Genomic DNA, 24,243 nt, shown 5'->3' with positions numbered 1-24,243 from the left:
GTCAGCCGCCGGCGTCGGAGGCGGCCACGCAGCGGCCCGCCGTCTGCGGCACCTGCCGGGCCGCCTGCTCGAACGCGGGCAGCAGGAGCGGGGCGGTGCCGTGCTCGGAGGGGACGAGCACCTCCAGGGCAGGGTCGCGGCCGTAGGTGGTGAACATGGTCCCGTCCTCCAGCTCGGTCGCCACCCAGTCCACCCCGCTGACGTCGATGCAGGGGTCGGTGGTCGGGCCCGGCGCGGCCTTGCCGCAGCGCGCCACGACCGGGGGCTCGCCCCACGCGGCGACCCCCTGCGACTGCACGGCGGTGACCCTCGGCTCCAGCCCGCCCACCGTCGCGGGCCAGTGCTCGGCCACCGCGCGGCACGCGGGGGAGTCGGACCGCTCGAAGGGCGTGGCGCGCACGGGCTGCTCCCCGCACGCGGCGAGGACGGCGGTGACGGTGAGCAGGACCGGGAGGATCCTCAGAACTCGACGACGGTGCACGTGGTCGTCCGGGTGATGCGCGGGACCTCCTGCACGGCGGCGATCACCTCGCGACCCAGGGCCTGCACGGTCGGTGCCTCCGCCACGACGACCGCGTCGTAGGGGCCGGCGACGATCTCTGCGCTGCGCACACCGGGCAGGGCGCGGACGGCGGCGGTCACCTGCCCCGCAGCACCCACCTCGGTCTGCACGAGGATGTAGGCCTTGATCACGGTGCACCTCCAGGACGGGACGTGCGCAGGCTACCGTGCCAGCGGCAGCGGAACGACGGAGGGACGGGTATGGAGCAGCGAGCGCAGCCGCAGGACCGTGGCCCGACCCTGGCGGGGCTCGGGGAGGGGCGGCTGCTGGCCGAGGTGTTCGCCGCCTACGCCGACCTGCCGGACGGGGCCGTGCCGTGCGCGTGGGCCCCGGTGACGACACGGCCCTGCTGACCGTAGGGTCGGGCTCGGTGCTGGCGACCACGGACACCGTGGTTCGTGACCGCGACTGGCGGGACGCGTGGTCCTCGGGGGAGGACGTCGGCATCAAGGTCGTCACCCAGAACCTGGCCGACCTGGCGGCGATGGGGGGACGCGGGACCGGTCTGCTGGTGACCCTCGTCGCGCCGCAGGACCTGGCCGTGGACTGGGTGCGCGAGCTCGTCGCCGGGACCGCGCTGGCCGCCGCCCGGGCGGGCGTGCCGGTCGTGGGGGGAGACCTGTCCTCGGCCGGGGCGGAGGAGGTCGTCGTGTCCGTGACCGCACTAGGGGAGCTGGGCGACGGGGTGGGGGCACCGGTGCTGCGCAGCGGCGCCCGGCCGGGCGACGTGGTGGCGGTCTCAGGACCCCTGGGCCGGTCGGGCGCCGGGCTGCTGCTGCTGCAGCGCGGGGTGACCCGTGGCCGCGACGCGCAGGAGGAGCGGCTGCTGCGCCACCACCGCCGGCCGACGACGGACCTGGCGCAGGGACCGGCCGCGGCCAGGGCCGGTGCCCGCGCCATGATCGACGTCTCCGACGGGCTCGTGCGCGACGCCGACCGGGTCGCCCGGGCCAGCGGGGTGCGTCTCGAGCTCGACCCGGCGGCCCTGGGCCGTCTCGCCGAGGGGCTGGTGCCGGCCCTGGGTCCGGCGGAGGCCCGGGCACAGGTGCTCGTGGGCGGCGAGGAGCACGAGCTGCTCGCCACCTTTGCGCCCGGGGCGCACCTGCCGGACGGCTGGTCGCGGCTCGGCCGGGTGCGCGAGGCCGGGGGCGGACCGGGGCCGGGGCGCGGGGCCGGCGCGTCCGGCGTGTGGCTGGACGGCCGACGGCTCGACCCGTCGGCGGGGGGCTGGGACCACTTCGGCGGCTGAGGACCCGCCGGCAGGGATCCGGACGCACGTGGTCCGGACGCACGAGAGCCGGCGCGCACCCTCGGGGTGCGGCCGGCTCCGGTGGATCGGGTCGCGGGACGACCCGGGCGGTCAGCGGGTGACCTTGCCTGCCTTCAGGCAGGAGGTGCACACGTTGAGGCGCTTCGGGGTCGCACCCACCATCGCGCGGACGCGCTGGATGTTCGGGTTCCACCGGCGCTTGGTGCGGCGGTGGGAGTGCGAGATGCTGTGACCGAAGCTCGGTCCCTTGCCGCAGACGTCGCAAGTGGCAGCCACGGTGTACTCCTGGTGTCGGTCGGTGCGATGGTCGTCGTGCCGGCGAGCGGGGGCGAGGTCGGGTCGCACGTCGCCGCCGGGCAACCTCGTCAGCGTACCGGAGGGGCGCGGCGGTGCCCAAATCGCCGCCAGGCGCCAGATCCTGCCGGACACGGCCGGGCTGTGGGAGGTCGCCGGGCACGACGGGGCCGGACAGGTAGTTTGGGCACGTGCCGCCTCCCGTCCTCGACCTCGTCACCGCCCGCCGGTGGGCGGTGACGGCGAGGTCGATGCTGGCCTCGGCCCGGGAACGGATCGACGCCCTCAACGTCTACCCGGTGGCCGACGGGGACACCGGGACCAACATGTACCTGACGATGGACGGTGCCCTGGACTTCGTCCGCGGCCAGTTCGAGCTGGGTGCCGGCACCGAGCGGCTGGACGAGGGGCTGGCCCTCATCGCCCGCGGGATGCTCCTGTCGGCACGGGGCAACTCCGGGGTCATCCTGTCGCAGCTGGCGCGGGGACTGGCCGAGTCGGTCGGACCGGGGGTGCGCGTGGCGGGGCCGGTCGACCTGGCGGTCGCCTTCGAGACGGCGGCGGGGGCGGCGTGGGACGCGGTCGCGGCCCCGGTGGAGGGCACCATCCTGTCCGTGGCCACGGCCGCTGCCGAGGGGGCCAGAGGTGTCGTCGACGCGGGCGGCACCCAGGTCGCGGACGTGGTCGCCGCCGCCCTCCAGTCGGCCCGGGTGGCCCTGGCCCGGACGCCCGAGCAGCTGCCCGAGCTTCGCTCCGCCGGGGTGGTCGACGCCGGTGGTGCCGGTCTCGTCGTCGTCGTGGAGGCTCTGGACGCGGTCCTGCAGGAACGTCCCCACGTCGTGGTGTCCGAGCTGCCCCGGTGGTGGGAGGTGCCCACCACGGGCTCGGCGTCCTCGACCGGCTCGAGCGGGCGGAGGGTCCCGGGGGACCACGGCGCCGGCGCGGGTGCTCCCGGGTGCCTGGCCGCCGCTGGAACCGACCAGGTCGAGGTGATGTACCTGCTCACCGGCAGCGACCCCGGTCGGGCCGACCGGCTGCGGGCCCACCTGGGCCGGCTGGGGGACTCGGTCGCGGTCGCGGGAGGACCGCACGACTACCGGGTGCACGTCCACCTGCGCGACCCCAGGGCGGCCGTGGAGGCGGGAAGCTCGGCCGGGCAGGTCGAGGACGTGCGGCTGACCTCCCTGACCGACGGCCGGTCGGTCCAGGAGGGCCCGGCCGACGGGGACGGGCACCCGCAGGGGGAGCGCGGAGCGGCGGAGGAGGGGGGACCCGGGCTCACGTCCGACCACCCGGACCCCACGGAGCACCGGCTGGACGTGGTCGTGTGCGCGCTGGGTCCCGGCCTGCACGCGCTGTTCTCGGAGGCGGGGGCCCAGGTCGTGCCCTCCGGGCCCCGCCGGCGGGCCTCCGCCGGCCAGCTGCTCTCGGCCCTGTGGGGCGCGCGGGCCGCCCACCTGGTCCTGCTCCCGAACGACCCCGACACCGTCATGGTCGCCCGCGCCGCCGCCCAGGAGGCCAGGTCCGGCGGCCTCGTCGTCGACGTCCTCCCGACGACGAGCGTGGTCGAGGGCCTGGCCGCGCTCGCGGTGCTGGACCCGGACGCCGAGCCCGGTCCGACCGTGGCGGCCATGGCCGAGGCGGCCGCCGGAGTACGTTCCGGGGCGCTCACGCCCGCCGACCGGGACGCCGACACCCCCGTGGGGAGGGTGCGTCGGGGGCAGTGGCTGGGCCTGGTCGACGGGGACGGTGGTGGCCGTGGGCGAGCGGGCCGCGGAGGTCGCCGCACCGGTGCTGGACCAGTTGTGGCACCCGGCGGCCGAGGTGGTCACGGTGGTCCGGGGGGAGCGGTCCGACGCCGAGGACCTCGACCCGGTGCTCGACGACGTGCTGGCCGAGCACCCGGACGTGGAGGTCGTGCGGCTCGACGGGGGTCAGCCGACCTTTCCCTGGCTGCTGGGGGTGGAGTGACCGTGGACACCCGGGGGAGGCATCCGTGAGCGGCGTCGACCTGGACACGCGGCTGCGGACCGTCGTGGGCGCCACGGCCGCCCGGCTGGAGACGGCCCGGGGCCTGCGCACGGTGCGCGACCTGCTGGACTTCCTGCCCCGGACCTACCTCGACCCCGCCCGCCCGACGGCCTTCGCCCAGCTGCCGCACGGCGAGGACGTCGTCGTCGTCGGCACGGTCCGGGCCGCCACCACCCGCCAGATGCGGCAGCGCAGGGGCCGGATGCTGGTCGTGGACGTCGAGGACGAGGTCGGGGGCACCATCCAGCTGACCTTCTTCAAGCCCTACGGCCACCAGGACCGGCTCGTGCCCGGTGCGCGGGTGGTCTGCTCCGGCCAGGTCGGCAGCTACGGCCGCTCCCTGCAGCTGACCCACCCCGACTACGCCGTCCTGGGGGACTCCAGCGGTTCGACCTCCGGCGGCTGGCTGCTGGGGGGCCTCGTCCCGGTGTACCCCGCCACCCCCAAGGTGTCCCCGATCGTGCACGGGGACACCCTCGACCTGGTGCTGCACGCCCTGCAGGAGCTGCCCGACCCCCTGCCGCAGGAGGTCCGGGACACGCACGGCCTGCCCGGCCTGCGGGAGGCCTACCAGCTGGTGCACCGGCCGCAGCGGGAGGCCGACCACCGCCGCGGGCGGTGGCGGCTGAAGTTCCAGGAGGCGTTCGTGGTGCAGGCCGCCCTCGCCCGGGCACGGCTCGCCGACGACGCCGCGGCCGCCGTGCCACGTAATCCGGTCGAGGACGGCCTGGTCGACGCACTGCTGGGCAGGCTGCCGTTCGACCTGACGCAGGGCCAGCAGACCGTCCTGGGGGAGCTGCGCTCCGACCTCGCCGCCGACGTCCCGATGCACCGGCTGCTGCAGGGCGAGGTCGGCTCGGGCAAGACGGTCCTGGCCCTGCTGGCCATGCTCGCGGTCGTCGACGCCGGCGGGCAGGCCGCGCTGCTGGCCCCCACCGAGGTGCTCGCCGCCCAGCACCACCGTGCCATCACCGCCATGCTCGGCCCGCTGGCCGAGGCGGGCATGCTCGGGGGGGACGACCGGGCCACCCGCCTCGCCCTGCTCCTCGGCAGCCAGACGGCGGCCGAGCGGCGGGAGAACCTGCTCGCCGCCGCGTCCGGCTCGGCCGGGATCGTCGTCGGGACCCACGCCCTCATCCAGGACCACGTCCAGTTCGCCGAGCTGGGACTGGTGGTCGTGGACGAGCAGCACCGCTTCGGGGTGGAGCAGCGCGCGACGCCCTGAGGGCCAAGGCCGAGAGCTCCCCCCACGTGCTCGTCATGACCGCGACCCCCATCCCCCGGACCGTGGCGATGACCGTCTACGGCGACATGGAGACCTCCACCCTGCGCGAGCTGCCGCGCGGCCGACGTCCGATCAGCACCCACGTGGTGCCGGGGGGACGGCCCGACTGGGTGGGACGGACCTGGGCGCGCGTCGCCGAGGAGGTGCGCACCGGCGGCCAGGCCTACGTCGTGTGTCCCCGGATCGGGCAGGAGGAGGACCCCGACCTCCCCGCCGGCGCCACGGTCGGACCGGGAGGCCCGACGGTCGGTGCGCCGGCCGGACCGACGGACCAGGCCACCGACGGCCCGGCCGACCAGGACCGGGCCGTTCCGTCGACGGGGGTCGACGAGGAGGTGCAGGAGCCCACGCTGCACGGGGTGCACCAGGTGGCCCGGGCCCTGCAGCAGCTGCCCGCGACGGCACCCCTGCGGATCGCCACGCTGCACGGCCGGCTCTCCGGGGAGGACAAGGACGCCGTGATGCGCCGCTTCGCGGCGGGCGAGGTGGACGTGCTCGTGGCCACGACGGTCATCGAGGTCGGGGTGGACGTGCCGGACGCCACGACGATGGTGGTGCTGGACGCCGACCGGTTCGGGATCTCCCAGCTGCACCAGCTGCGCGGCCGGGTCGGTCGCGGCGGCCGCCCGGGCCTGTGCCTGCTGGTGACCCAGCAGGCCGGCGGTCCCGAGGACGGTCCGGCCGTCGAGCGGCTTCACCAGGTGGCCTCCACCACCGACGGCTTCGAGCTGGCCCGCCTGGACCTGGAGACCCGCCGGGAGGGCGACGTCCTCGGGGCCAGCCAGAGCGGGGGCCGCAGCGGACTGCGCTTCCTGCGGCTGGCCCGCGACGAGGAGCTGATCGTGGCCGCCCACGAGGCCGCCTGGGAGACCGTCCGGGCCGACCCCGACCTGGAGCGCCACCCCGTCCTGCGGCGCGAGCTGGACCAGCTCGACACCGAGCGGGCGGCCTTCCTGGAGCGGGGGTGACGGCCGGGTGACCCGGATCATCGCCGGCCGTGCGGGCGGGCGCACCATCGCCACCCCCCGCGGCGCCGCGACCCGCCCCACGACCGACCGGGTGCGCGAGGCGGTCTTCTCACGCCTGGAGGCGCTGATGGACCTCGACGGGGTGCGCGTCCTCGACCTCTACGCCGGCTCCGGCGCGCTGGGCCTGGAGGCCCTCTCGCGGGGTGCCGGCCACCTGCTCGCCGTCGAACGGCACCGGGCCACGGCCACCCTGGTCGCGCGCAACGCCCGGACCCTCGGGATGGAGACCCAGGTCCAGGTGCGCCCGGCGACCGTCCCGGCGGTCCTCGACGACGGTCCCGACGAGCCCTACCACCTCGTCCTGCTGGACCCCCCCTACGACCTGGGCGAGGAGGACCTCGGCGAGGTGCTGGGGCTGCTCGTCTCCGCCGGCTGGCTGGACCCGGACGCCCTCGTCGTCGTGGAGCGCGGGACCCGTTCGCCGGAGCCGTCCTGGCCGCCGGGCCTGCGCCCCCTGGACCGCCGCAGCTACGGCGAGACCACCGTCCACCTGGCCGAACCGGTCCCCGGGGGCGGGTGACGCCATACCCCGTATGGATGCCCCGTCCGGCCCCCGTCGACCGGGGGAGGCGGTGCACGACCCCGGGTCGAGCGCCGGGGGCACGGCTGCCATGATCGATCCATGACCGACTACCACATCCCCCGCCCCGTGTCCGGCGACGTCGTCGACCTCATCCTGGACGACCACCGCCTCTTCGAGAGCCTGATGCGCGAGATGCGCGACAGCTCCGCCGACCGTGCGGGTGCGCGCGCTGCCTTCGCCGACGTGCTGGTCGCGCACGGGGAGGCCGAGGAGCAGGAGGTCTACCCCCGGTTGCGGCGCCGCACCGAGGACGTCGGCGAGCACGAGGTCGAGCACGGCGAGGAGGAGCACGCCGAGATCAACGAGGCCCTCCTGGCCCTGCTGGAGTGCGTCGGGACCGACACCCAGAAGTTCGACGACGCGGTCGAGGCGATGAACGAGGTGCTCCAGCACCACCTCACCGAGGAGGAGCTCACCATCCTCAACCCCGCCCGGGACGACGTCCCCGAGGACGAGCGGCGCACCCTGGGGGAGAAGTTCCTCGCCGCCCGGGGCACCCAGCTGGACCAGGGCTGCGGCTCGCTCGAGAACGTGCAGCGGCTCGTGGACGAGGCCCGGCGCGAGGGGCTGCTGACCGAGGACGAGGAGGGGTCGGCGCAGAGCTGAGGCGAGCCGGTCGCTCGATAGGGTCGGGGTATGACGCATCTCGAGCGCCGCTGCGTGTGCCCCGGCTCCTTCGACCCGGTCACCCACGGCCACCTGGACGTGGTCCGGCGCGCCGCCGAGCTCTTCGACGAGGTGGTGGTGGCCGTCCTGCACAACCCGGCCAAGGCGGGGACCTTCCCGGTCGAGCGCCGGCTGGCCCTGGTGCGCGACTCCCTTCCACCGGGCCTGGCCGACCGGGTCCGGGTGGAGGCCTTCGCCGACGTGCTGCTGGTGGACGTGTGCCGTCAGGTGGGGGCCGGGGCGATCGTCAAGGGTCTGCGCGGCGGCACCGACTTCGCCTACGAGCTGCCGATGGCCCGCATGAACCGCCACCTGACCGGGGTGGAGACCGTCTTCCTGCCCGGCGACCCGTCGCTGGAGCACGTGTCCAGCTCCCTCGTCAAGGAGGTCCACCGCTACGGCGGCGACGTGAGCGGCCTCGTGCCGGACGTGGTCCTGGCCGCCCTCGACGCCCTCCCGGGGGACGGGACAGGCTGAGGGACGGGCGACGGTGCCCGGCGGTCGACTTGGTCGCACCGCCGGCGCTCGGCTAGTCTTGTCCGTCGGCCCGTGTCCACGTCGTGTCTCGTCGTGACCGGCCCGTCCCCACCACGGCGAACGAGGATGAAGGATCATGGCTGCGCACGAGCAGGACGGCCCCTGGGTGCTCGACACCCGCGAGCTGCTCCGCCGCCCGGGCACCATGCGCCGCGCCTCGTGGACCGTGGAGGCGCCCGAGCGCATCGGGACCGACGTCGTCGCCGTTCCGGCCGGCCGCAAGGTCGAGCTGGACCTGCGGCTGGAGTCGGTCGTCGAGGGCGTCCTGGTCTCGGGGACGGTCCGCAGCTCGACGAGCGGGACGTGCGTGCGGTGCCTGGACCCGATCGAGGACGACCTCGAGGTGGAGATCCAGGAGCTGTTCGCCTATCCCGAGCGGGCGGCCCACCACCATCAGGTGGCCGGGTCGACCCGTCGTGGCGAGGAGGACGAGGCCGAGGATGAGCAGTACGTGCTCGACGGCGACCAGATGGACCTCGAAGAGGTCGTCAGGGACGCCGTCGTCACCGCCCTGCCCTTCCAACCGGTGTGCCGGGACGACTGTCCGGGACTGTGCTCCGAGTGCGGCGCACGCCTGGCGGAGGACCCGGAGCACCATCACGACGTGATCGACCCCCGGTGGTCGGCGCTGGCCCCCATGGCCGCGCAGGCCGACGACGACGAGAAGAGGAACTGACGTGGCCGTCCCCAAGCGGAAGATGTCGCGCTCGAACACCCGGAGCCGCCGCTCCCAGTGGAAGGCTGCGCCGATCGCGCTGAGCACCTGCCCGCAGTGCGGTTCGGTGCGCACCCCCCACCAGGCCTGCACGAGCTGCGGGACCTACGCCGGCCGCCACTACGCGGCCGCCGAGCGCACCGAGCACCAGGACTGAGGTCCTGCGCCGACGCATGCGCCCCGCCGCCGAGCTCAACGACTACCTGACCGAGGTCGTCGGCCGGCCCTGCGACGAGGCGCTGCTTCTGCGTGCCCTGACGCACCGGTCCTACTCCTACGAGAACGACGGGCTGCCGCACAACGAGCGGCTCGAGTTCCTCGGGGACGCGGTCCTGGGCGTGATCGTCACCGACACGCTGTACCGGACCCATCCCGACCTGGCCGAGGGGCGCCTGGCCAAGCTGCGCGCCGCCGTGGTGAACTCGCGGGCGCTGGCCGAGGTCGCCCGGGCCGTCGACCTGGGTGCCTACGTGCTGCTGGGCAAGGGGGAGGAGACCACGGGGGGGCGGGACAAGGACTCCATCCTGGCCGACACCACCGAGGCCGTCATCGGCTGCGTCTACCTCTCCTCCGGAATGGCGGCGGCCGACACCTTCGTCCATCACCTGCTCGACCCCCTCCTGCTCCGCAGCGCGGCCCTGGGCGCCGCCCTGGACTGGAAGACGAGCCTGCAGGAGGTCGCCGCGACCGCCGAGCTCGGGGCGCCGGAGTACCGGGTGGAGTCCGAGGGGCCGGACCACGACAAGCGGTTCACCGCGCGCGTCCTGGTCGACCAGGAGGTCGTCGGCACGGGCGGGGGCCGGTCCAAGAAGGCCGCCGAGCAGCAGGCGGCGGAGTCCGGGTGGCGGACCCTGACGGACCGGGCCGTGCGGGTCGTGGGCACCATGCCCACCGTCGACGACGGCAGCGACGACGGCAGCGGTGCCTGAGCTGCCGGAGGTCGAGGTCGTCCGTCGGGGGCTGGAGCAGCACGTCCGCGGCCGCACCGTGCAGGAGGCCGTCCTCACCGGTACCCGGGTGGCGCGTCGGCATCCGGCCGGTCCGGCGGACCTGGCGGCGCGCGTCGCCGGCGCCCGGGTCGAGCAGGTCGACCGGCGGGGCAAGTACCTGTGGCTGGTGCTCCGACCGCCGCACGACGACCCCCAGGCGCTCGTCGTGCACCTGGGGATGAGCGGACAGCTGCTCGTGGAGCAGGCGCAGGCACCCCGGGAGAAGCACCTGCACGCCACCTTCACCTTCGAGGACGACGGGCCGCAGCTGCGGTTCGTCGACCAGCGGACCTTCGGCGGGCTCGCCCTGGCCGAGCTGCGCCCGGACCCGCACCGCGGACCCACCCACCCCCACGGCATACCCGCGCCGGTGCTGCACATCGCCCCCGACCCGCTCGACCCGGTCTTCGACCGGACGGCGGCCGTGCGGCGGATGAAGGCCAGCGGCAGCGAGATCAAGCGGGTGCTGCTGGACCAGCGGGTCGTCAGCGGCATCGGCAACATCTACGCCGACGAGGCCCTGTGGCGCGCCGAGGTGCACGGACGGCGTGCGGCGTCGGCGCTCACCCGTCCGGCGCTGGGCCGGCTCCTGGACCACGCCACCGACGTCATGACCGAGGCCCTGGGCCAGGGCGGGACCAGCTTCGACGCGCTCTACGTCAACGTCAACGGGGCCAGCGGCTACTTCGACCGGTCCCTGGACGCCTACGGGCAGACCGGTCGCCCCTGCAGCCGGTGCGGGACGCCGATCGTGCGCGAGGAGTTCATGAACCGCTCCTCCCACTCCTGCCCACGCTGCCAGGTCCGTCCGCGCGCTCCTCGTCGCGGATGAGCGCCGCCCGGGGCGGTCGCCCGGCGCTTCAGGCAGCCGGTCCGCCCGGGGTCGTCCCGCCGGGGCCCGTCCCCGTCCCGTCCTCGCGCCCCGGCCGACGCCGGGAGTGCTCGTCGACGGCCCGCCCCAGGCGGTCGGCCCGCTCGCGTCCTGCCCCGAGGAAGAGCCCCAGCCCGGCCCGGACACGGTCGGCCAGGTAGACGGGGGTCCACCGGCGCGGGGGCAGCCGGTCCGCCGGCGGCGTGGCCAGCTGGCCCAGGAGGGCCAGCGCCACGAGGGCGCCGAGCGTGAAGACGATGAGCTCGGTCATCCGCCCAGTGTGCCCCACCCTCAGGTGTGCAGCGGTTCCTCCTCCTGCGGGTAGCGCACCCCCAGCTCGCGACGGGCCGACTCCAGGATCGTCATGATCGCCACCGTGTCCGCGTGCGGCACGGCCGGAGACTCGGGCAGACCCGCCCGCAGGCAGCGGTGCACCTCCTCCGCCTCGTGCACCAGACCCCGCCGTTCACCACCCACCAGCTCGCCCTCGCTCTCCCGCCCGCGGTAGACGGTGAAGCTCTCCGGGTCGTTGACCGGCCCGTGCACCTCGATCCACCCCGTCGTCCCCCGCACGACGGTGCGGCTGGCTCCGCTGCTGCGGGAGTCGCACAGCACCTGGGCGACCGCACCCTCCGGCGTCATCCACTGCAGCCCGACGAGATCGTCGGCGCCCGTGGGGGCGGTGGACCCGATCACCTGCACGTGGGTCGGATGACCCAGCAGCAGGTGGGCCAGCGTCACCGGGTAGATCCCGATGTCCAGCAGGGCCCCTCCGCCGTTGGCCAGGTCGAAGAGCCGGTGGTCCTCGTCGTAGTCGAAGGGCACGGTGAAGGCCGCAGCCAGGCTGCGCGGCGTGCCGATCTGCCCGTCGCGCACCCGGCCGACCACGTCCTGCACGAGCGGCAGGCACCGGGTCCACATGGCCTCCATGGCGAACCGGCCGGCGGCGCGGGCCGCCTCGAAGATCCGCTCGGTGTCCCGCACGGTCAGCGCGGTCGGCTTCTCCACCACGACGTGCTTGCCGGCCTGCAGGGCGGCGACCGCCTGGTCGGCGTGGAAGGGATGGGTGGAGGAGATGTAGACGACGTCCACCTCGGGGTCGGCGTACAGCTCCTCGTACCCGCCGTACGCACGGGGAACCCCCAGGTCGCGGGCGAACTCCTGGGCCCTGCCGGCGTCCCGGGCGGCGACGGCGACGACCTCGCCCCCCTCGGCGTCGGCGACGGCCGCCGCGAAGGCGCGGGCGATCCGCCCGGCGGCCAGCAGCCCCCAGCGGACGGGGCGGTCGGTGATCGGGGGGTATGCGGTGCTGCTCGGCTCGCTCACGCTCCCACCGTAGTCTCGGCCGCATGGAGCGCGCACTCGTCTACGTCCGCGGCCGGGTCCAGGGGGTCGGGTTCCGCTGGTGGGCCCGCGCCCGGGCCCTTGAGCTCGGACTGGTCGGGCACGCCCGCAACATGCCCGACGGCCGGGTCGAGGTCCAGGCGCAGGGGGAGCGGGCCGACGTCGAGCGCCTCGTCGAGCTGCTCTCCGAGGAGGTGTCGGTGCGCAGCCGCCCGGGCCGGGTCGACGGCGTCACGACCCAGTGGCACGCGCCGCGGGAGGGCCTGACCGGGTTCCTCGAGCGCTGAGCCTGCCGGGCGCCGGGCCGCCGCGCAGGTATCGTGACGGCACCACCGCCCGTCGACCGTGAGAAGCCCGCCCGCGTGTACGTCAAGAGCCTGACCCTCAAGGGGTTCAAGTCGTTCGCCTCGACGACGACGCTGCGCCTCGAGCAGGGGATCACCTGCATCGTGGGCCCCAACGGCTCCGGCAAGTCCAACGTCGTGGACGCGCTGGCCTGGGTCATGGGGGAGCAGGGGGCCAAGAGCCTGCGCGGCGGCAAGATGGAGGACGTCATCTTCGCCGGCACCTCCGGCCGCCCGCCGCTGGGCCGGGCCGAGGTGTCGATGACGATCGACAACACCGACGGGGCGCTGCCGATCGACTACGCCGAGGTGACCATCACCCGGACGATGTTCCGCAGCGGCGGCTCGGAGTACGCCATCAACGGCACCGGCTGCCGCCTGCTCGACGTCCAGGAGCTGCTCTCCGACTCCGGGATCGGACGGGAGATGCACGTCATCGTCGGGCAGGGCCAGCTCGACACGGTCCTGCGGGCCACCCCCGAGGAGCGGCGCGGCTTCATCGAGGAGGCGGCCGGCGTCCTGAAGCACCGCAAGCGCAAGGAGCGGGCCCTGCGCAAGCTGGAGACGATGGAGGGCAACCTCACCCGGCTGGCGGACCTGGTCGCCGAGATCCGCCGACAGCTGGGTCCCCTGGGCCGGCAGGCCGAGACCGCCCGCCGGGCGGCCACGATCCAGGCCGACGTCCGGGACGCCCGCCTGCGGCTGCTGGCCGACGACCTGGTCCAGCTCACCAGCGCGCTGGAGCAGGAGCTCGCCGACGAGCAGGCCCTGCTGCGCCGCCGGCAGGCGGTGGAGCAGCAGGTGGCCGCCGCCGAGCAGGAGGTCGCCGGCCTGGAGGAGGCGGTCGCAGCCTCGGCGCCGGTGCTGCAGGAGGTCCAGGACCGGTGGTACACCCTCTCGTCCCTGCTCGAGCGGGTCCGCGCCCTGGGGGAGCTGGCCCGGGAGCGGGTGCGGCTGCTGGGCGTCGAGGAGGAGGACCTGCGGGGTGAGGACTCCGGTCCCGGCCGCGGCCGCGACCCCGAGCAGCTGCGCGAGCAGGCCCGCCGGGTGCGTGCCGAGGAGGACGCCCTGCTGGCCCGCGTGGCCGAGCTGACCCGGACCCTGGCCGCGGCGGAGGACGAGCGGGCGCGGGCGGAGCGGGCGCACGCCGAGGAGCAGGACCGGCTCGCCCGGTTGGCGCGGGCGGCGGCCGACCGGCGCGAGGGGCTGGCCAGGCTCGCGGGCCAGGTCTCCGCCCGTCGCTCGCGGGTCGAGGGTGGTGAGGGCGAGATCGCCCGGCTCACCGCCGCCGCCGGAGCCGCCGTGGAGCGTGCGGTCCGGGCGGAGCGGGAGCATGCCGCGCTGGAGGCGACCGTGCTCGACGTCGAGCGGGGGGAGGAGGACCTGGACCAGGCCTTCGAGCGGACGGAGCGAGCCCGCGAGGAGGCCGGGGCCGAGGTCGGCCGCCTGGCCGAGGAGCTGCGGACCGCGCAGTCCGCCCAGGCCACGCTGCAGGCGCGCGTGGAGGCCCTCTCGATGAGCCTGCGGCGCACCGACGGCGCCTCCGCACTGCTGTCCGCCGAGGAGGTCTCCGGCCTGCTGGGACCCCTGACCGACCACGTCCAGGTCCAGCCCGGACGGGAGGCGGCGGTCGCGGCCGCGCTCGGCTGGGCGGGGGAGGCGGTCGTCGTGGAGGGCCACGGCGCCGCGGGACGCGCCCTGGCCTGGCTGCGCTCGCAGGACCAGGGGCGGGCCGGTCTGCTCGTGCCGGGCGATCCCTCGCCGGAGCCCGCGGACCGGCCCGGGCTGCCCGCCGGGGCCGTGTGGGCCGTCGACGTCATCGGACCCGCGGGAGGCTCCGCGACGCTCCTGCCGGCCCTGGGCACCCTGCTGGACCGGGTCGCGCTCGTCGACGACGCGGACGCCGCCCGTCGGGTCGTCGAGGAGCTGGACGGGACGACGGCCGTCACGACCGAGGGGGACGTCTACGGTCCGGGATGGGTGCGCGGGGGTTCCAGCGCCGCGCCGAGCCTGCTCGAGCTGCAGTCGGCGCTGGAGCAGGCCCAGGACGGCGCCGGAGAGGCCGCCGCGCGGGCCGAGCGGCTCACGTTCGAGCTGGCCGCCGCCCGGGAGCGGCTCTCCGCGGCCGAGGTGGCGGCCGAGGATGCGCTCGAGGCCCTGCACGAGTCCGACGCGCGGATGACGGCGGTCGCCGAGCAGCTGGCCCACCTGGGGCAGGTGGTGCGGGCGGCCCGGGCCGAGCACGAGCGGCACTCCGCCGCGGTCCGGACCGCCGAGGAGGCCCTGGCCTCCACCCGGGAGGAGCTCGCCGACCTGGAGCGGCGCCTGGCCGACGCCGAGTCGACGACCCAGGGGCAGCCCGAGGAACCCGACACCGCCGAGCGGGAGCGGCTGGCGGAGGCGGCCGCCCGGGCCCGCAGCGTCGAGACGGAGGCCAGGCTGACGCTGCGCACCCAGGAGGAGCGGGCCCGCGCCCTGAGCGGGCGGGCGGAGGCCCTGGAGGCCTCGGCCCGCAACGAGCTGGCCGCCCGGGAACGCGCGGCCGCACGGCGCCGCCGCCGCGTCCAGGACCGGGCGACCGCCGACGCGGTCGCCGCAGGAGCGGCATACCTGGCGGTGCGGGTGGAACGCCTCCTCGCCGGGGCCGCCCAGGAGCGGGACCGCCTGCGCCTCGAGCAGGGGGAGCGGGAGCGGTCGCTGGGGCTGGCCCGCGGCCGGGTGCACCAGCTCGGGGCGGACCTGCGCGAGCTGACCGACTCCGTGCACGCCGACGAGATCGCCAGGGCCGAGCAGCGGCTGCGGATCGAGGCGCTCCAGGCGCGCTCGCTCGAGGAGCTCGGGGTCGACCCCCAGGTGCTCGTGGACGAGTACGGCCCGCACCTGCCGGTGCCGGTGCTGACCGGGAGCGATCGAGGAGGATCCCCGGGGCAGGACGAGGCCCCCGACGCCGAGGCTCCCCGGGAGGTCCCCTTCGTGCGGACCGACCAGGAGAAGCGGCTGCGCCGGGCTGAGCGTCAGCTGTCCGCGCTGGGCCGCGTCAACCCCCTCGCCCTGGAGGAGTTCGCCGCGCTGGAGGAGCGCCACCAGTTCCTCACCACCCAGGTCGAGGACCTGCGACGGTCCAAGGCCGACCTGCTGGAGATCGTCAAGGAGGTCGACGAGCGGGTGGAGCGCGTCTTCACCGAGGCCTTCCACGACACCGCGGCCCAGTTCGAGCGGGTGTTCGCGCGGCTCTTCCCCGGTGGGGAGGGACGGATCACCCTGACCGACCCGGACGACATGCTCACGACCGGCATCGAGGTCGAGGCCCGGCCGCCGGGCAAGAAGATCAAGCGGCTCTCGCTGCTGTCCGGGGGCGAACGCTCGCTCACCGCCGTGGCCCTCCTCGTGGCGATCTTCAAGGCCAGGCCCAGCCCCTTCTACATCATGGACGAGGTGGAGGCGGCCCTCGACGACACCAACCTGGGCCGCCTCATCACCCTCTTCGAGGAGCTGCGCGACTCCAGCCAGCTCATCGTCATCACCCACCAGAAGCGCACGATGGAGATCGCGGACGCGCTCTACGGGGTCTCCATGCGCGGCGACGGGGTGACCACGGTCGTCAGCCAGCGGGTCCGGGACGTGGCACCGGCCGGTGCGCACGCACCCTCCGTGTGAGACCGGTCACGATCCACGTCCGGTCCGGGACACGCGCGGGACGGATTGGGGCACCCGCCGGTGCGCACGGCACACTGGGACCATGTTCGCTCTCGTCCTCGCCATGCTCATGTGCGTCGCCCTCGGTGCCGGGGTCGTCGGCTACGTCATGCTCGAGGCCCGGCGGGAGGGGCGCGGAGAGTTCTGGACGCCCGAGGGCGAGGAGCTGCTCGCCGGGGCCCGACGGACCGGTCAGAAGGTCGTGACCCGGAGCGAGCGGATCGCGGGGACCGCCACCCAGCGGACCCAGGCCCTGCGCTCGCGGGGAGCCGAGCGCGACCGGCGCACCGCTGCGGCCCCGGACCGCGGTGCGCCCACCGGCGGCGACCACGAGGACGACGACCGGCTGCGCGCAGCCAGCTGAGCATCGGACGCGCCACCGGCTGAGCACCGCCGGCTGAGCACCGCCGGGCCGCCTCGGCCGGAGGAGGCCGGGCCAGAGCGTGCTCCGGGGGGTCGGGTCCGGCTCCGGCGTCTGGGAGACTGTCACCCGTGGGACCGATCAATGAGCTCTGGGAGATCCTGACCCTCGTCAGCGTCATCGTGGTCGGCGCGCTCGTCGCGCTGGTCGCCCTGGTCCGTGGACGAGGAGGCGGTTCGTCGACCCTTCCGCGCACCCCCGGCCCCGGCCGGGGAGCGGAGCGCGAGGGTGACGTCCTCACCGAGGACCGGCCCGACGGCACCGGGGTGGAGGACCGCGGCGGGGGTGTGGCGGTCGAGCCCGAGGCCGGGCCCAGGGCCCCCACGCTGGAACGGCCCGACTCCGCGCGCGGGCGGCTCCAGCGTCTGCGCGCCCGGCTGGCCCGCTCCAACTCCGCCATCGGCAACGCCCTGCTGGCGCTGCTGTCCCGGGGCGGGCTCGGCGAGGAGGACTGGGAGGAGGTCGAGGACACCCTGCTGGCCTCCGACCTCGGGGTCGAGGCCACCGAGGAGCTGGTGACCTCCCTGCGGCGGCAGGTGAGCGTGGACGGGACGACCGACCCGGTCCAGGTCAAGCAGTGGTTGCACGACGACCTGCTCGCCCTCGTGGACCCCACCATGGACCGGCGGATCGCGGCCAGCCGCACCGACGGCCTGCCGGCGGTCATCCTCGTCGTGGGGGTCAACGGCACCGGCAAGACGACCACCGTGGGCAAGCTCGCCCGCGTCCTCGTGGCAGGACAAGGACGTCGTCCTGGGCGCCGCGGACACCTTCCGCGCGGCTGCCGCCGACCAGCTGCAGACCTGGGGGGAGCGCGTGGGCGTCCCGGCGGTGCGCTCCCACCAGGAGGGCGCCGACCCCGCCTCGGTGGCCTACGAGGCGACCAAGGCCGGCATCGAGATGGAGTCCGACGTCGTCATCATCGACACGGCCGGCCGCCTGCACACCAAGCGCGGGCTGATGGACGAGCTCGGCAAGATCAAGCGGGTGGTGGAGAAGCTGGCCCCCGTGGGCGAGGTCCTGCTCGTCCTGGACGCCACCACGGGGCAGAACGGCATGCGTCAGGCGGAGGAGTTCGCCAAGGAGGTGGCGATCACCGGCATCGTGCTGACAAAGATGGACGGCACGGCCAAGGGTGGCATCGTCGTCAACGTCCAGCGCAAGCTCGGCGTGCCGGTCAAGCTCATCGGCCTGGGGGAGGGCGCCGACGACCTGGCGCCCTTCGACGCGGAGGCGTTCGTCAGCGCGATCGTCGGCTGACCGCCGTCGTCAGCTCCGGGTCGGTCGGCGAGGGTTTCCAGGACCGGCCCGAGGAGGGCAGCTGCGAGCTGCCCGGCCGGTTGCGCGGGTCGGCCGGGTCGCTGAGCGCCCAGCGGACCCCCGCGGTGCCGAGCCGGCCCAGCGGCCCGGCGACGGTCCGCAGGGCGAGCGCGTCCGCCCTGCGCAAGGGCCCCGGCAGGTGCAGGTCGAGCATCTCGCGGGCCGAGGACGGCAGCAGCTCCACCGCACCGGCGGCCAGCATCCAGAAGCCGGGGCGGGCCAGGGGCGGCAGCGGGGGCTCGGCCAGCAGGAAGCGCGCCACGTCGCGGGCGCCCGGGGTGGCGCTGAGCTCCGGTCCGAAGGCGTCGAGCTCGGCCTGCAGCCCGGCGGTCGTCGTCGGCGGGTCCACGACGCCCAGCAGCGCAGCGACCGACCCGGCCTGGGCCACGTAGGTGTCGGCCTCGTCCGGGGTCAGCGGCGTGCGGGCGTAACGCTGGTGGGCCACCAGGAAGCTGTCGATCTCCGCGACGTGGACCCAGCGCAGCAGGTGCGGGTCGCCGGCGGCGTACCGTCGGCCGTCCGGAGCCGTTCCCTCGACCGTCGCGTGCACCCGGTTGATCCGCTCGACGACCCGGTCCGCGAGCTCGACCGGCCCGAAGGTGGTCGCGGCCAGGAACTCGCTGGTGCGCTGCAGCCGGCCCCACGGGTCCCCGCGGTAGCCCGAGTGCTCGCCGACCCCGGCCATCGCGAGAGGGTGCAGCGACTGCAGGAGCAACGCCCTGATGCCGCCGACGTACATCCCCGCGTGTCCCTGGACCCGGCAGATCGGGTCCTGGGGCGCGAAGCGTCGGGGTCCCGGGGCCAGCCAGATCGCCTGGGCGCGCCGCTCCGCGTCCGGGCCGGCCACCCGGTCGCGCAGGGCTCCGGCGAGCCGACGCCGGGAGCGTGCGAGCAGGGACGGGTGCGGGGCCACGCACGATCGCCAGTATGACGCAGGCCGGTCGCCCTCGACGCGGGTCCGGGCGGGCGGGGGTCACCGGGCGGCGTCCCGCCGCACGTATCCTTGCGGGGTGTTCAACTCCCTCTCCGACCGACTGACGCTGACCTTCAAGAACCTCAAGCGCAAGGGCACCGTCACCGAGTCCGACCTCAACGCGACGGTCCGGGACATCCGGATCGCGCTGCTGGACGCCGACGTCGCGCTGCCGGTGGTCAAGCAGTTCACGGGCCGGATCCGCGAGCGCGCCCTGGGGGTCGAGGTGCACCAGGCGCTCAACCCGGCGCAGCAGGTCGTCAAGATCGTCAACGAGGAGCTGGCCGCCATCCTGGGCGGGGAGACCCGTCGCCTGCGGCTGGCCAAGAACCCGCCGACGGTGATCATGCTCGCCGGCCTGCAGGGCTCGGGCAAGACGACCTTCGCGGGCAAGCTGGGCCGGTGGCTCGCCGAGCAGGGGCACACGCCGATGCTGGTGGCGGCCGACCTGCAGCGGCCCAACGCGGTGACGCAGCTCGAGGTCGTCGGCCAGCGCGCGAACGTCCCGGTCTTCGCCCCCGAGCGGGGCAACGTCTTCGGCCACGACGCCGCCCTGGAGTCCGGCGAGGGGACCCGCTCCTTCGGCGACCCGGTCGACGTGGCCGTGGACGGGGTGGAGGAGGCCCGGCGCAAGGGTCACGACGTCGTCATCATCGACACCGCGGGACGGCTGGCCATCGACGTCGACCTCATGCGCCAGGCCAGCGACATCAGGATCGAGACGAACGCCGACGAGGTGCTCTTCGTCATCGACGCGATGATCGGGCAGGCCGCCGTGGAGACGGCCAAGGCCTTCTCGGACGGCGTGGGCATCACCGGCTCGGTCCTGACCAAGCTCGACGGCGACGCCCGCGGTGGTGCGGCCCTGTCGGTGGCCACCGTCACCGGCCAGCCGATCCTGTTCGCCTCGACCGGCGAGGGCGTCAAGGACATCGAGCTGTTCCACCCCGACCGGATGGCCTCGCGCATCCTCGACATGGGCGACGTGCTCACCCTCATCGAGCAGGCCGAGAAGGCCTTCGACCAGGTGCAGGCCAAGGAGATGACGCGCAAGTTCCTCTCCGACGAGGACTTCACGTTCGACGACTTCCTGGACCAGATGGCCGCGATCAAGCGGATGGGCTCGCTGAAGCAGATGCTCGGCATGATGCCCGGCATGCAGGGCATGCGGGCCCAGCTGGACTCCCTGGACGAGCGCGAGTTCGACCGGGTCGAGGCGATGGTGCGGTCGATGACGCCCTTCGAGCGCAACCACCCCAAGCAGATCAACGGGTCGCGCCGGACACGGATCGCCCGGGGGTCGGGCACCTCCGTCTCGGAGGTGAACCAGCTCCTCGAGCGTTTCGGCGAGGCGCAGAAGATGATGCGCCAGCTGAAGAAGGGTGGCGGCATCCCGGGAATGCCCGGCATGCCGGGCATGGGGGGCGGTCCCGGAGGTGGCAAGAGGGGCAAGCAGACCACGAAGAAGAAGGGGAAGTCCGGCAACCCGGCCAAGCGGGCCCAGCAGGAGCGCGAGGCCGCGCAGAGGGCGGAGGCGGCCCGCGAGTCGTCCTTCGAGAACGCCTTCGGTGCCGGGGCCCTGGGTCTTGACGACGAGACCCCCCCCGGCCAGGGCGGCGACCTGTCCGGGCTCAAGCTGCCCCCGGGGTTCGAGAAGTTCCTCGAGGGCGGGCAGGGCGGCCAGAAGTAGGCGCGGGGAACACGCCCGTGACCCTCGTTGTTGATGCATCAACAACGATCTGAGGAGGGCCGGGCATGACCGTCGAGCTGGGGCTGGACACCTTCGGCGACGTGACCGTCCGGGAGGACGGCACCCCGCAGAGCGCCGCGCAGGTGCTGCGGGACCTCGTCGAGCAGGGTGTGCTGGCGGACGAGGTCGGCGTCGACGCCTTCGGCGTCGGTGAGCACCACCGCCCGGACTTCGCGGTGAGCGCGCCCGACGTGGTGCTCGCCGGCCTGGCGACCCGCACGTCCCGCATCCGCCTCGGCTCGGCGGTGACCGTGCTCAGCTCGGACGACCCGATCCGTGTCTTCGAGCGGTTCTCCACGGTCGACGCGCTCTCCGGCGGGAGGGCCGAGGTCGTGCTCGGTCGCGGCTCCTTCACCGAGTCCTTCCCCCTCTTCGGGTTCGACCTGCGCGACTACGAGACGCTCTTCGCCGAGAAGCTGGACCTGTTCACCCACCTCCTGCACGAGCGTCCGGTGACCTGGCGGGGGACCACGCGTCCGCCCCTGGTGGAGCAGGAGGTCTGGCCCAGGACGGAGTCGGGGCGGCTGGCGACGTGGATCGCCGTCGGCGGCTCCCCGCAGAGCGTGGTGCGGGCGGCGTCCTACCGCCTGCCCCTCATGCTGGCCGTCATCGGCGGGCCGGCCCGGCGTTTCGCACCGTTCGCCGACCTCTACCGCCGGGCCCTGGGCGAGGCCGGGGCTCCGGAGCTGCCGGTGGCCGTGCACTCCCCGGGGCACGTCGCCGACTCCGACGACCTGGCGCGCGAGCAGCTCTACCCCCACTTCAAGGCCAACCGCGACCGGATCGGGGCCGAGCGCGGCTGGGGACCGATGACCCGCGAGCAGTACCTCGCCGAGATCACCGACGGCGCCCTCTACGTCGGGTCCCCCGAGACGGTCGCCCGCAAGGTCGCCGCGACGGTCCGCACCCTGGGTCTGTCCCGCTTCGACCTCAAGTACGCCAGCGGGCCGATGCCCCACGCCCAGCTGATGCGCTCCGTCGAGCTCTACGGCACCCAGGTCGCACCCCGGGTGCGCGAGCTCCTCGCCGAGGGCTGAGCGGGTCCCTCCCACCGGCGCATGTCGGTGGGCCGTGCCAGGGTGCACGTATGTCGTTCCCGCACTGCTCGATCGTCCCGCCGTACCTGCTCCGGCGGCTGGTGCAGGCCGACCCGGGCCTGCGCCCCGCCGTCGAGTTCGCCCTGAGCGACGGTGCCCAGGTGCGTCACCGTCGCGAGGTGAGCGCCACGCGGTGGCCGCAGGGTCATCCTCCGTCCGGCCAGGGCATCATCGCCTGGCCGATGCAGGAGCGTGCGGCACGGACCCCGCAGGTCGCCGGGGACCTCGCCGCGGGTGTGCCGGCCACCGCGACGCCGCGCCGGGCGGTGCACGACGCGGGCCACGGGACATCCCTCCCCGGTGAGCTGGTGCGGGCCGAGGGCCAGCAGCCGTCCGGGGACGCCTCCGTGGACGAGGCCTACGACGGGCTCGGCGCGACCTGGCGGCTGCTCGCCGAGGTCTACGACCGCGACTCCCTCGACGGCCGCGGCCTTCCGCTCGTGGCCACCGTCCACTACGCCCGCGACTACGACAACGCCTTCTGGGACGGACGGCAGATGGTCTTTGGTGACGGCGACGGGGTCTACTTCGCCGGGTTCACCCGCAGCATCGACGTGGTCGCCCACGAGCTGGCCCACGGTCTGACGCAGTACACCGCCGGCCTGACCTACGTCGGCCAGCCGGGTGCGCTGAACGAGTCCGCCTCCGACGTCTGGGGCTCACTGGTGCGGCAGCGGGTGCGCGGGCAGACGGTGGAGGAGGCGGACTGGCTCATCGGGGCCGAGCTGTTCACCGACCGGGTCCAGGGGAGGGCGCTGCGCTCGATGGCCGCCCCGGGCAGCGCGTACGACGACCCGGTGCTGGGACGGGACCCCCAGCCGGGGCACATGGACGACTACGTCGTGCTGCCGCACGACGCCGACAACGACAACGGCGGCGTGCACGTCAACTCGGGGATCCCCAACAAGGCGTTCCACCTGTTCGCCACCGCTCTGGGCGGACACGTCTGGGAGCGGGCCGGGCAGGTCTGGTACGACACCATGACCACGCGCGGGCTGGTGCCGCGCGACGTCGACTTCGTCGGGTTCGCGGCGGCGACGCTGGAGGCGGCCCGGCGGCGCTACGGCGACGGTGCGGAGGGGCAGGAGGTGGCGGGGGCGCTGCGGTCGGCCTGGACGGGTGTCGGGGTGCCGGCCGGATGAGCCGACGCTTCACCCGGGAGGAGCTGGCCGGGTTCCGCGACGCGGAGGTTCCCGACCTGCTGCCTCCCGGCGGCCGGGTCCGGCTGCTGTTCGTGGGCATCAACCCCGGGCTGTGGACCGCGGCCACGCAGACGCACTTCGCCCATCCCGGCAACCGGTTCTACCCGGCCCTGCACCGGGCCGGCATCCTGCCCGAGCCGGTCGATCCCGCCGCCGGGCTGGACGACGAGCAACGCGCCGCCCTGCTGGACCGGGGGCTGGGGATCACCAACCTCGTGCGTCGAGCCACCGCCCGGGCCGACGAGCTGACCGCGGAGGAGCTGCGGGAGGGCGGCGCCCGGCTCCGCGCGCTCGTGTGGCAGGCCCCGCCCGTCGTCGTGGCGGTCGCGGGCATCACCGCCTACCGGACCGCCTTCGGCGAGCGTCACGCGGTTGCGGGCCGGCAGCCGGAGGACCTCGAGGGGGCGCAGCTGTGGGTGGTGCCCAACCCCTCCGGGCTCAACGCCCACGAGACGGTGGACACCCTCGCAGCCTGCTACGCCCGGGCCGCCCGGGCCGCGGGGGTGCTTCCCGCCTAGAGCACCGGCCGTCGGCGCGACGGCTTCCACAGCTGCTCGCTGCCCAGCGGCACGAAGCCGTGCCGCAGGAAGAAGCGCAGGGAGCGGGCGTTGCCCGGCGTCACCGAGGCGACCAGCACCTCGCCGGCGGGCAGGCGACCCAGGATGCCCTCCAGCAGGACGTCGGCCGCGCCCCCCTCCGCCTGGATGCCGACCTCGGGCAGCCCACCGATGCCCAGGGAAAGGGTGGCCAGCGCGCTGCTCGCCCGGTCGGGCAGCCCGTACACGTCGACCTGGTCGCGCCACTCGCCGGCGTGGGCGGCCCGGTCGGTCTCGGCGAGGTCGGGCCGGTGCACGAGCGGACCGCCCCGCCCGGTTCCCCGGCCCACCAGGAGGACGTCGAGGACGTTGACCGGCCCCTCGCCCGCCAGGGCCACCGTCACCCGGGGGTCGTGCGCGCCCCCGAACCCGTGCACCCCCAGCGCCGCGAGGTCGCCGTCGGTGATCTCCTCGTCGACCACCATGACCGCGTGCCCGGTGAGCGCGACCGCCGCCTCCACCCCCGGGACCCAGGGTGCCGACCGGGAGAACTCCCCGTCGGCCGCCGGGAAGCGCCCCTCCGCCGCGTCCCGGATCACCTGGCCCAGGTCGACCCGCGGCACCCGCAGCGGAACGCGGGAGGAGAGGGGAGGGGACTGGTCACGGGGGTCGGGCACGAGGGCCCAGTCTACCCGGGGGCGAGGCCCCGGTAGCCTGACGCCACGGCAT

At 75.0% G+C, this 24,243-nt stretch carries 26 protein-coding genes and 2 pseudogenes; 21 read left to right on the top strand and 7 right to left on the bottom strand.

All coding sequences use genetic code 11. The features are described 5' to 3' along the window. Position 1: 1 nt before the first annotated feature. Together ACQ95T_RS13340 and ACQ95T_RS13335 are read right to left on the bottom strand one after the other, a co-directional pair. Positions 2-400: a DUF3515 family protein gene (locus tag ACQ95T_RS13340; protein WP_431473001.1), complete on the bottom strand. Its 399-nt coding sequence runs from the start codon at positions 398-400 to the stop codon at positions 2-4. A gap of 59 nt (positions 401-459) precedes the next feature. Next, on the bottom strand, positions 460-693 hold the full coding sequence (locus ACQ95T_RS13335; protein ID WP_425941320.1) for an Lrp/AsnC ligand binding domain-containing protein: 234 nt from the start codon (positions 691-693) through the stop codon (positions 460-462). Between the two features lie 69 nt (positions 694-762). Between ACQ95T_RS13335 and ACQ95T_RS13330 the strand changes: the two genes are divergently transcribed. After that, complete coding sequence (locus tag ACQ95T_RS13330; protein WP_431473000.1) at positions 763-915, top strand: hypothetical protein; 153 nt, start codon at positions 763-765, stop codon at positions 913-915. Beyond that, positions 879-1,811 carry a thiamine-phosphate kinase gene (thiL, locus tag ACQ95T_RS13325; protein WP_431472999.1) on the top strand — a complete coding sequence of 311 codons (933 nt, stop codon included), beginning with the start codon at positions 879-881 and terminating at the stop codon, positions 1,809-1,811. The genes ACQ95T_RS13330 and thiL overlap by 37 nt, the downstream gene beginning before the upstream one ends. Before the next feature lie 111 nt (positions 1,812-1,922). Here thiL and rpmB read toward each other — a convergent pair whose 3' ends face one another. Continuing rightward, a complete protein-coding gene (gene rpmB, locus ACQ95T_RS13320; RefSeq protein WP_084617151.1) occupies positions 1,923-2,108 on the bottom strand; it encodes a 50S ribosomal protein L28 in 186 nt (61 codons plus the stop codon). Between the two features lie 269 nt (positions 2,109-2,377). On the opposite strand from rpmB, the pseudogene ACQ95T_RS13315 reads away from it, so the two are divergent. The 11 genes and pseudogenes from ACQ95T_RS13315 to mutM all read left to right on the top strand — a co-directional run. Further along, a pseudogene (locus tag ACQ95T_RS13315) lies at positions 2,378-3,814 on the top strand (DAK2 domain-containing protein); the annotation flags it as partial. Between the two features lie 61 nt (positions 3,815-3,875). Then, entirely contained in the window at positions 3,876-4,097 is a 222-nt protein-coding gene (locus ACQ95T_RS13310) for a hypothetical protein (protein ID WP_431473832.1), read from the top strand. 25 nt (positions 4,098-4,122) lie between these two features. Further along, positions 4,123-5,382 carry a DEAD/DEAH box helicase gene (locus ACQ95T_RS13305; RefSeq protein ID WP_431472998.1) on the top strand — a complete coding sequence of 420 codons (1,260 nt, stop codon included), beginning with the start codon at positions 4,123-4,125 and terminating at the stop codon, positions 5,380-5,382. A 35-nt stretch (positions 5,383-5,417) separates the two neighbouring features. Beyond that, complete coding sequence (locus ACQ95T_RS13300; RefSeq protein WP_431472997.1) at positions 5,418-6,410, top strand: helicase-related protein; 993 nt, start codon at positions 5,418-5,420, stop codon at positions 6,408-6,410. Positions 6,411-6,417: 7 nt separating this feature from the next. Next, positions 6,418-6,990 (top strand): 16S rRNA (guanine(966)-N(2))-methyltransferase RsmD, encoded by a 573-nt coding sequence (rsmD, locus tag ACQ95T_RS13295; protein ID WP_425941312.1) that lies wholly within the window; start codon positions 6,418-6,420, stop codon positions 6,988-6,990. Between the two features lie 102 nt (positions 6,991-7,092). Further along, entirely contained in the window at positions 7,093-7,659 is a 567-nt protein-coding gene (locus tag ACQ95T_RS13290; protein WP_425941310.1) for a hemerythrin domain-containing protein, read from the top strand. A gap of 30 nt (positions 7,660-7,689) precedes the next feature. Continuing rightward, a complete protein-coding gene (coaD, locus tag ACQ95T_RS13285) occupies positions 7,690-8,196 on the top strand; it encodes a pantetheine-phosphate adenylyltransferase (RefSeq protein WP_425941308.1) in 507 nt (168 codons plus the stop codon). Positions 8,197-8,332: 136 nt separating this feature from the next. Next, the gene (locus ACQ95T_RS13280; RefSeq protein WP_425941306.1) at positions 8,333-8,932 is read left to right on the top strand and encodes a YceD family protein; all 600 of its coding nucleotides are present in this window, start codon (positions 8,333-8,335) and stop codon (positions 8,930-8,932) included. A 1-nt stretch (position 8,933) separates the two neighbouring features. Beyond that, positions 8,934-9,128, top strand: a complete 195-nt coding sequence (gene rpmF / locus ACQ95T_RS13275) for a 50S ribosomal protein L32 (protein ID WP_425941304.1) — start codon at positions 8,934-8,936, stop codon at positions 9,126-9,128. Positions 9,129-9,144: 16 nt separating this feature from the next. Then, entirely contained in the window at positions 9,145-9,900 is a 756-nt protein-coding gene (rnc, locus tag ACQ95T_RS13270; protein WP_425941302.1) for a ribonuclease III, read from the top strand. Beyond that, on the top strand, positions 9,893-10,792 hold the full coding sequence (mutM, locus tag ACQ95T_RS13265) for a bifunctional DNA-formamidopyrimidine glycosylase/DNA-(apurinic or apyrimidinic site) lyase (protein WP_425941300.1): 900 nt from the start codon (positions 9,893-9,895) through the stop codon (positions 10,790-10,792). The genes rnc and mutM overlap by 8 nt, the downstream gene beginning before the upstream one ends. Positions 10,793-10,820: 28 nt before the next feature. Here mutM and ACQ95T_RS13260 read toward each other — a convergent pair whose 3' ends face one another. Next, positions 10,821-11,102 (bottom strand): hypothetical protein, encoded by a 282-nt coding sequence (locus ACQ95T_RS13260; protein ID WP_425941298.1) that lies wholly within the window; start codon positions 11,100-11,102, stop codon positions 10,821-10,823. Positions 11,103-11,122: 20 nt separating this feature from the next. Then, complete coding sequence (locus tag ACQ95T_RS13255; RefSeq protein WP_425941296.1) at positions 11,123-12,157, bottom strand: Gfo/Idh/MocA family protein; 1,035 nt, start codon at positions 12,155-12,157, stop codon at positions 11,123-11,125. Positions 12,158-12,180: 23 nt separating this feature from the next. Here ACQ95T_RS13255 and ACQ95T_RS13250 point away from each other — a divergent pair, with 23 nt between their 5' ends. From ACQ95T_RS13250 to ftsY, 4 genes and pseudogenes are all read left to right on the top strand, one after another. Continuing rightward, entirely contained in the window at positions 12,181-12,462 is a 282-nt protein-coding gene (locus ACQ95T_RS13250) for an acylphosphatase (protein WP_425941295.1), read from the top strand. Between the two features lie 75 nt (positions 12,463-12,537). Next, positions 12,538-16,176 carry a chromosome segregation protein SMC gene (smc, locus tag ACQ95T_RS13245; RefSeq protein WP_425941820.1) on the top strand — a complete coding sequence of 1,213 codons (3,639 nt, stop codon included), beginning with the start codon at positions 12,538-12,540 and terminating at the stop codon, positions 16,174-16,176. An 82-nt stretch (positions 16,177-16,258) separates the two neighbouring features. Beyond that, complete coding sequence (locus ACQ95T_RS13240) at positions 16,259-16,579, top strand: hypothetical protein (protein WP_425941293.1); 321 nt, start codon at positions 16,259-16,261, stop codon at positions 16,577-16,579. Between the two features lie 128 nt (positions 16,580-16,707). Continuing rightward, positions 16,708-17,896: pseudogene (gene ftsY, locus ACQ95T_RS13235) on the top strand (signal recognition particle-docking protein FtsY). On the opposite strand, the gene ACQ95T_RS13230 reads toward ftsY, so the two are convergent. Continuing rightward, on the bottom strand, positions 17,877-18,869 hold the full coding sequence (locus ACQ95T_RS13230; protein ID WP_425941290.1) for an oxygenase MpaB family protein: 993 nt from the start codon (positions 18,867-18,869) through the stop codon (positions 17,877-17,879). The pseudogene ftsY and the gene ACQ95T_RS13230 overlap by 20 nt on opposite strands. Before the next feature lie 97 nt (positions 18,870-18,966). On the opposite strand from ACQ95T_RS13230, the gene ffh reads away from it, so the two are divergent. The 4 genes from ffh to ACQ95T_RS13210 all read left to right on the top strand — a co-directional run bounded on the left by ffh (position 18,967) and on the right by ACQ95T_RS13210 (position 23,496). Next, complete coding sequence (gene ffh, locus ACQ95T_RS13225; protein WP_425941288.1) at positions 18,967-20,619, top strand: signal recognition particle protein; 1,653 nt, start codon at positions 18,967-18,969, stop codon at positions 20,617-20,619. 65 nt (positions 20,620-20,684) lie between these two features. Continuing rightward, positions 20,685-21,716, top strand: coding sequence for an LLM class flavin-dependent oxidoreductase (locus tag ACQ95T_RS13220; RefSeq protein WP_425941286.1), 1,032 nt, complete (start codon positions 20,685-20,687; stop codon positions 21,714-21,716). Positions 21,717-21,766: 50 nt separating this feature from the next. Beyond that, positions 21,767-22,918 (top strand): M4 family metallopeptidase, encoded by a 1,152-nt coding sequence (locus ACQ95T_RS13215; protein ID WP_425941284.1) that lies wholly within the window; start codon positions 21,767-21,769, stop codon positions 22,916-22,918. Further along, a complete protein-coding gene (locus tag ACQ95T_RS13210; protein WP_425941282.1) occupies positions 22,915-23,496 on the top strand; it encodes a mismatch-specific DNA-glycosylase in 582 nt (193 codons plus the stop codon). The genes ACQ95T_RS13215 and ACQ95T_RS13210 overlap by 4 nt, the downstream gene beginning before the upstream one ends. Here the strand turns inward: ACQ95T_RS13210 and ACQ95T_RS13205 are convergent. Then, complete coding sequence (locus ACQ95T_RS13205) at positions 23,493-24,191, bottom strand: N-acetyltransferase (RefSeq protein ID WP_425941281.1); 699 nt, start codon at positions 24,189-24,191, stop codon at positions 23,493-23,495. The genes ACQ95T_RS13210 and ACQ95T_RS13205 overlap by 4 nt on opposite strands. Positions 24,192-24,243 lie beyond the last annotated feature (52 nt).

It is taken from the genome of Ornithinimicrobium carbonis (assembly GCF_050703245.1).
In the GTDB taxonomy this organism is placed as follows: Bacteria; Actinomycetota; Actinomycetes; order Actinomycetales; family Dermatophilaceae; genus Ornithinicoccus.
This window is presented reverse-complemented; position numbering and strand designations above follow the sequence as displayed.